This window comes from Cytobacillus purgationiresistens (genome assembly GCF_030813235.1).
Classification (GTDB): Bacteria; Bacillota; Bacilli; order Bacillales; family Cytobacillaceae; genus Cytobacillus; species Cytobacillus purgationiresistens.
This window is the reverse complement of record NZ_JAUSUB010000021.1, coordinates 90,134-96,595: the sequence shown is the minus strand read 5'-3', so window position 1 is coordinate 96,595 and position 6,462 is coordinate 90,134. Positions and strand designations below refer to the sequence as shown.

Below are 6,462 nucleotides of genomic sequence, written 5' to 3'. Positions count from 1 at the left end.
AGAGAAGAATGAGGCATATTCACCGCTCAAAATAAGAAAATCAGAACAGAGAGAGAAGAATGAGGCGTATTCTCCGCACAAAATAAGAAAATCAGTTTAGAGAGAGAAGAATGAGGCATATTCACCGCACAAAATAAGAAAATCAGATCAGAGAGAGAAGAATGAGGCGTATTCTCCGCACAAAATAAGAAAATCAGATCAGATAGAGAAGAATGAGGCATATTCACCGCTCAAAATAAGAAAATCAGAACAGAGAGAGAAGAATGAGGCGTATTCTCCGCACAAAATAAGAAAATCAGATCAGATAGAGAAGAATGAGGCGTATTCTCCGCACAAAATAAGAAAATCAGATCAGATAGAGAAGAATGAGGCGGATTCTCCGCACAAAATAAGAAAATCAGATCAGATAGAGAAGAATGAGGCATATTCACCGCACAAAATAAGAAAATCAGATCAGATAGAGAAGAATGAAGCGGATTCTCCTCGCAAAATAAGAAAATCAGATCAAATAGAGAAGAATGAGGCATATTCACCGCACAAAATAAGAAAATCAGATTAGAAAAAGAAGAGTGAGGCGCATTCTCCAAATAAAGAAAATCAGAGTAGAGAGAGTAGAATCAGCCATATTCTCCGCAGACAATTTAACCTCAGCAAAGGAACGAGATGGAGAAAGTTTGACGCTTACTAATCTAAAAAAAGAATGACTGTCCGCAGGGGACAGCCATTTTCTTCTATTAAAGAAATAGATTTTCCAATTAGTGTCTAGCTTCAGCGCCTATCCCCTCGAGGTCATAAGCCAAAGACCACCTTTCAGTGAGTCTCGACTTATGCTTGGTCGGCGGTGAGCAAAGCGCTTCCGCTTTTTTATTTATTGACGTTCAAATGTTTGGCAGTCAGTTTCTTTGCTTGTTTTGGCAGTATCACCTTTATGACTGACTACATAAATCTGAGTTGCATTACATCTATTTCCAGATTCCCAAAATGTACAGTTATTTACTTCGCATAGTACGTCCTTTGCCATTACTCTCACGTCCTTTTGTATAGTGGTGAATGTCACCTTCTTTAGTTTCTCCAGACAACCGCAACTCATGAATGGCATATGTAGGAGCAAAAGAAAAAACCTCCTAATGCAAGGAGATTCTTTCTTTTTGTTTAATTCAGCGCTTTATCTAGATTTTTAATATTTTTTTCCATTAAAGTAAAATAGGTTTCACCATTTTTTAAATCGTGTTCTGTTAAGACAGCAAGATTATGAATGGAAAGGGGTTCTGCACCAATTTCTTTTTGAATAATCTCTGTTAGTTTTGAGCTGACATTCTGCTCGAAGAAAATATAATTCAAGTTATATTCTTTTGCATCATTAATTATTGTTTGCAGCTCTTTTTGTGAAGGCTCACTTGATGTATTAAGGCCGGATATACTGATCTGTTCAAGGTCATAACGGTTTTCCCAATAGCCAAAAGCAGCGTGAGAAACGATGAACTTTTTGTCGTCTGCCTGGTTTACAGTCGCAGCAAATTCTTTATCAAGCTGCTCTAGTTCTGCGGCTAGTTTATCAAAATTGGCAGTGAAGACTGCTTCTTCTTCAGGCATGGCTTCAATTAAAGAATTTTTGATAGATGTAGCCAGTTCTTTCGCATATAGCGGGTCTACCCATACATGAGGGTCGACGTCGCCATGATTGTGCCCATCATCCCCGTGTTCATGTCCATGATGTTCATCCTCTTCTTCGTGCGCCTCATCATGATTGTCATGGTCGTTATGCGCTTCTTCATTAAGGTGAATATTTTCACCTGCAGGAATCATTGTTACCTTTTCATTTTTTAATGTGCCCTTTGCTTTATCTACAAAGCCTTCAAGCCCTAGGCCAAGGTAAATAAATAAGTCTGCATCAGCAATTTCAATCATATCCTTCTGTGAAGGCTCATAAGTATGTTCGTCAGCGCCTGGAGGGTAAATGGTTTTTGTTTCAACCAGTTCTCCGCCAATTCTTTCTGCAAAGTATTGTAAAGGATAGACGGTTGTATAGAGCGTCAATTTCCCCTCTGTCTTTTGTTCTTCAGCAGTAGGACTTGAACAGGCTGCTAATAGCAGTACAAAGGGAATCAATAGTAAAGATAATTTTTTCATGGTTTTCTCCTCTCGAAATCTGTCTCTTTGTGAACGATAAGTAGATGATATGGCTTCAAATCGTATTTATTACGATTTATGTTGTATAGAAGTAATCCGTAATCATTCCGATTTCACATATGTAATCTTACAAAATCTAAATGAAAAATGCAAGTATAAAAATTTGTCTGCTTGGGCACTATTTTGTATCATGGAATAAGGATGTATTTGTTTCCAGTATGAAAGGATCGTTTTAACGTTTATTATCGAAGGTAGGAATTAATATTGAGCCTGGAGTCAGGGGAGCAGTTAAATTATCAAAAAACAACTCAAGACATAATACTATACGCTATGGAGATGAGAAACATGAGTCTATTACAAGAAATGATGGTATATAATAAACAGTTTGTTGATGAGGAAAAATATCGGGATTTTGCAACAACGAAGTATCCAAATAAACGAATGGTCATTTTAACATGTATGGACACTCGCCTAGTTGAGCTTCTTCCTAAAGCCTTAAATATTAAAAATGGTGATGTGAAAATTGTAAAAACAGCAGGTGCATTAGTAAGTCATCCATTTGGGAGTATCATGAGGAGCATATTGGTGGCCATTTATCAATTGAAGGCCGATGAGGTTTTAGTGATTGGACATCATGACTGCGGCATGAGCGGAATGAGTGCTGATACGATGATTGACAGCATGAAAGAAAGAGGTATTTCAAGCGAAACGCTAGATACTCTTTCTTACTCTGGAATAGACGTTCAGAAATGGCTGGAAGGCTTTGATAAGGTGGAAGATAGTGTTGCACATAGTGTGAAAATGGTGAAGAACCATCCATTAACACCCGATGTCCCAGTACATGGATTAGTAATAGACCCTAGTACCGGAAAGTTAGATTTAGTTGTTGATGGCTATCAGGCTTAATCATTCTTTTTATTTGGCCATTCTTCAGGTACTAAATCAACGCCGCCTGGATGGAAGGGATGACATTTTAAAATTCGTTTGATTGTAAGCCATCCTCCCCTTAGCGCACCGAATCTTTTGACAGACTCGATCCCATAATGAGAGCATGTGGGATAGAATCTGCAGGTTGGCGGTTTAATTGGAGAGATGACAATTTGGTATAATCTAAATATGCCAATGATTGCTTTTTTCATCATAATTTATTTCATCCTTTTTAGTAAAACGGAGCCTTTTTGCTAAAACATATCATATAATAGGTTATTAGTCCAAAATGTGATACGTAGATTAAGTTGATGAAATTACTCGGAATTTAATGTATAATGAAATTAATGTTGTAAAAAGGAGTGGTTTTCATGCCATCAGTAGAAAGCTTTGAATTAGACCATAATGCCGTAAAAGCTCCATATGTGAGACATTGTGGCGTTCATAAAGTAGGTACAGACGGGTTAGTGAATAAGTTCGATATTCGTTTTTGCCAGCCAAATAAACAAGCAATGAAGCCAGATGCAATTCATACATTAGAGCATTTGCTAGCTTTTAATATCCGTACGCATTCAGAAAAGTATGATCACTTTGATATCATTGACATTTCACCAATGGGCTGCCAAACAGGATATTATCTAGTTGTAAGTGGTGAGCCAACGGTTGAAGAAATTATTGATTTATTGGAAGCAACCATGAAAGATGCAGTGGAGATTGTAGAAATTCCTGCTGCCAACGAAAAACAATGTGGTCAGGCTAAGCTTCATGATCTTGAAGGTGCTAAAAAGCTAATGAATTTTTGGTTAAAACAAACAAAAGAAGAACTAAAACAAGTATTTGCATAAAAAAAGGGACTGATTTCAGTCCCTTTTTTTTATATACAGATAGGCAAGTATGACCTCGAATAGAATGAGTGAGGAGACAACTATAGAATAGGCGAAAGCAGCCGGGAGATAGATTCTTTAAAGCGAATCCAGAGTGATCTATGATTGTATTCTTCGAGTGTTAATGGGCGTGATACCTTAAGGTCATTATAAAAATCAGCTGCTAAGGAGTTGGAGATTTTCTCATCGTAAATAAAGGCGTTTACTTCAAAGTTAAGTCTAAAGCTGCGAACATCAATATTTGCCGTACCAACAGATGAAATCTTTTCATCAATAACAATCGATTTGGCATGAATAAATCCGTTATCGTAAATGAAAACTTTAGCCCCAGTTTTTAATAATTCACCTATATAAGAGTAAGTTGCCCAATAAACAAACATATGGTCAGGTTTATTCGGTATCATGATTTTTACTTCAACGCTTGATAATGCAGCAATTCTTAAAGCATCTAATAGGCTCGCATCAGGTATAAAGTAAGGAGTTTGTATCAGGATGGACTCTTTTGCAGATGAAATCATTTTAATGTAGCCATTTTTTATATGCTCTAATTCATTGTCTGGTCCGCTGGTAACCACTTGTATAGGAATATGTCCATCAGTCTGGATAGGCGGATAATGCTCAGGCACGTAATGAATATCATTACGATGGGAGGCTTGATTCCAATCCAGAATAAAACGGGTCTGGATAGCGTATACGGCGCTGCCTTCAATTCTAAGGTGAGTGTCTCGCCAGTAGCCAAACTTTTTATTTAAACCGAGATATTCATCCCCGATATTAAATCCCCCCACATAGCCAAGTTTCCCATCGATAATGGCCAGCTTACGGTGATTTCGGAAGTTTAGCCGCAAATTGATAAAATGAAATCGGGATGGGAAAAATGCTTCTACTTCTCCGCCAGCTTCCCGAAGTTTCTTAAAGAACCTCTTTGTCATGCTCCGTGAACCAAGATCATCGTATAAAACCCTGACCTTTACTCCTTCTCGAGCTTTTTTATTTAATAACTCAACAAGCCTTTTGCCTAGATTGTCCCGTTTAAATATATAATACTGTAGGTGAATATGATCTTTAGCTTCCTCAATATCTTTGAATAACGCATTAAATTTATCTTGTCCATCCTTGAAAATCTGCATGGAATTATCCTGTGTCAAAACGGCATCATTGTGGACAAGATGCATATGAATTAAATCATGATTGGCTTTTGCTTCATCATTTTCCATAGGAAGGTTTCTGTTATGGAGGGCTGAAATTTGCAAAGAAAGCATTTCATCAATTCCGATTTTTTTGCGATCTTCCCATTGAAACATTTTACTTTTCTTAGGGAAGTTTAGCCCGAATAAGAGGTAAATGATAAAGCCAAGCAATGGAATGAAAAATAGCACTAAAAGCCAAGCCCACGTAGAAGCTGCATCTCGTCGTTCCAAAAAGATAACAACGAGGGCAAGTAAAATATTTAGAATGAAAATGAGTCCGATAAATATGGAGTAATAATCCATTTTTATTGCCAGTTCCTCTCCAAAAATCAATTTTCTTTGCTGGTATCTGTTTTAGTTTTTTCCTGCGCTTCTATGTTATGTGGTTGGTCACCAGTATTATCAATAGGGTCGATGGTATGTTTAAAAGTATATGCTTTTGAGGTTGTTAATACACTTAAAATTAAAACAGTAAATACAATAATAATTGATAATATAATCACAATGATGTAGGTCATTTGTTCTTACCCCCTTTACATTAGATATTCTAACATTTATACGGTTTAATCTGAACTAAAATCTCTCCAGCTATCCTTATAGAAAAAACAGAGTAATCTAGTTTTATTGATAAGGTAAGTGGGTATATTATAAGTGGAGGGTGATACGATATGAATGATAAATTAATACAATCAGTTAATAGACAAGTGGCAAACTGGACCGTTTTATATGTGAAGTTACATAATTACCATTGGTATGTGAAAGGAAGTAACTTCTTTACACTACACGAAAAATTTGAAGAGCTGTACAATGAAGCAAATGATCATGTAGATGAGCTTGCTGAAAGAATTTTAGCCCTTGGCGGAAACCCTGTGGCCACGATGAAGGATTGTTTAGAGACAGCTTCAATCGAAGAAGCGACAGGAAAAGAAAATGAAAGAGACATGGTTCAATCCGTTTGTAATGACTTTGAAAAAATGTTAGACGAGCTGCAGGAAGGTATTGAACTTGCATCTGAGGCGAACGATGAAGGAACTGGAGACATGCTTATTGCTGTCAAACAAAGCCTGAAAAAACATACTTGGATGTTTAAGGCATTCTTGGATTAATAAAATGGCAATAAAATGCGTCCCAATCTAAAAGGGACGCATTTTATTATGTCGACAAAAGTAAAAATAAACAAACTTCAGTGGATTTGAGAAGCGAGATTGGCGTGACCCTACAGGAATTAGCGACGCTCTCCCCGCGGAAAGCGAGCGGTAACCTTCGGATATCCCATCCCACTCTTTTTCTAAATAGTTCAATCATTGCAAGAATACGTCCCAATCTAATAA

8 protein-coding genes are annotated in these 6,462 nt (G+C 37.0%); 3 read left to right on the top strand and 5 right to left on the bottom strand.

Annotation, left to right across the window (positions count from 1 at the left end):
• Positions 1 to 868: 868 nt before the first annotated feature.
• Positions 869 to 1,021 carry a DUF1540 domain-containing protein gene (locus tag J2S17_RS20160; protein ID WP_307477568.1) on the bottom strand — a complete coding sequence of 51 codons (153 nt, stop codon included), beginning with the start codon at positions 1,019 to 1,021 and terminating at the stop codon, positions 869 to 871.
• A gap of 131 nt (positions 1,022 to 1,152) precedes the next feature.
• Positions 1,153 to 2,130, bottom strand: coding sequence for a metal ABC transporter solute-binding protein, Zn/Mn family (locus J2S17_RS20155; protein ID WP_307477561.1), 978 nt, complete (start codon positions 2,128 to 2,130; stop codon positions 1,153 to 1,155).
• A gap of 345 nt (positions 2,131 to 2,475) precedes the next feature.
• Here J2S17_RS20155 and J2S17_RS20150 point away from each other — a divergent pair, with 345 nt between their 5' ends.
• Positions 2,476 to 3,036, top strand: a complete 561-nt coding sequence (locus tag J2S17_RS20150; protein ID WP_307477560.1) for a beta-class carbonic anhydrase — start codon at positions 2,476 to 2,478, stop codon at positions 3,034 to 3,036.
• Here the strand turns inward: J2S17_RS20150 and yidD are convergent.
• The gene (gene yidD, locus J2S17_RS20145; protein ID WP_307477559.1) at positions 3,033 to 3,272 is read right to left on the bottom strand and encodes a membrane protein insertion efficiency factor YidD; all 240 of its coding nucleotides are present in this window, start codon (positions 3,270 to 3,272) and stop codon (positions 3,033 to 3,035) included. The two genes, J2S17_RS20150 and yidD, sit on opposite strands and share 4 nt — an antisense overlap.
• Before the next feature lie 156 nt (positions 3,273 to 3,428).
• Between yidD and J2S17_RS20140 the strand changes: the two genes are divergently transcribed.
• On the top strand, positions 3,429 to 3,902 hold the full coding sequence (locus J2S17_RS20140) for an S-ribosylhomocysteine lyase (RefSeq protein ID WP_307477558.1): 474 nt from the start codon (positions 3,429 to 3,431) through the stop codon (positions 3,900 to 3,902).
• A gap of 80 nt (positions 3,903 to 3,982) precedes the next feature.
• Here the strand turns inward: J2S17_RS20140 and cls are convergent, their stop codons facing one another.
• A complete protein-coding gene (gene cls, locus J2S17_RS20135; protein ID WP_307477567.1) occupies positions 3,983 to 5,434 on the bottom strand; it encodes a cardiolipin synthase in 1,452 nt (483 codons plus the stop codon).
• 26 nt (positions 5,435 to 5,460) lie between these two features.
• The gene (gene ytzI / locus J2S17_RS20130) at positions 5,461 to 5,649 is read right to left on the bottom strand and encodes a YtzI protein (RefSeq protein ID WP_307477557.1); all 189 of its coding nucleotides are present in this window, start codon (positions 5,647 to 5,649) and stop codon (positions 5,461 to 5,463) included.
• 150 nt (positions 5,650 to 5,799) lie between these two features.
• On the opposite strand from ytzI, the gene J2S17_RS20125 reads away from it, so the two are divergent.
• Positions 5,800 to 6,237, top strand: coding sequence for a Dps family protein (locus tag J2S17_RS20125; protein WP_307477556.1), 438 nt, complete (start codon positions 5,800 to 5,802; stop codon positions 6,235 to 6,237).
• The last annotated feature ends 225 nt before the right edge of the window (positions 6,238 to 6,462 follow it).

Excerpts from the sequence above, each read along its gene's own strand:
- J2S17_RS20160 (WP_307477568.1), bottom strand. The coding sequence starts at position 1,021 with ATGGCAAAGGACGTACTATGCGAAGTAAATAACTGTACATTTTGGGAA.
- J2S17_RS20155 (WP_307477561.1), bottom strand. The coding sequence starts at position 2,130 with ATGAAAAAATTATCTTTACTATTGATTCCCTTTGTACTGCTATTAGCA.
- J2S17_RS20150 (WP_307477560.1), top strand. The coding sequence starts at position 2,476 with ATGAGTCTATTACAAGAAATGATGGTATATAATAAACAGTTTGTTGAT.
- yidD (WP_307477559.1), bottom strand. The coding sequence starts at position 3,272 with ATGATGAAAAAAGCAATCATTGGCATATTTAGATTATACCAAATTGTC.
- J2S17_RS20140 (WP_307477558.1), top strand. The coding sequence starts at position 3,429 with ATGCCATCAGTAGAAAGCTTTGAATTAGACCATAATGCCGTAAAAGCT.
- cls (WP_307477567.1), bottom strand. The coding sequence starts at position 5,434 with ATGGATTATTACTCCATATTTATCGGACTCATTTTCATTCTAAATATT.
- ytzI (WP_307477557.1), bottom strand. The coding sequence starts at position 5,649 with ATGACCTACATCATTGTGATTATATTATCAATTATTATTGTATTTACT.
- J2S17_RS20125 (WP_307477556.1), top strand. The coding sequence starts at position 5,800 with ATGAATGATAAATTAATACAATCAGTTAATAGACAAGTGGCAAACTGG.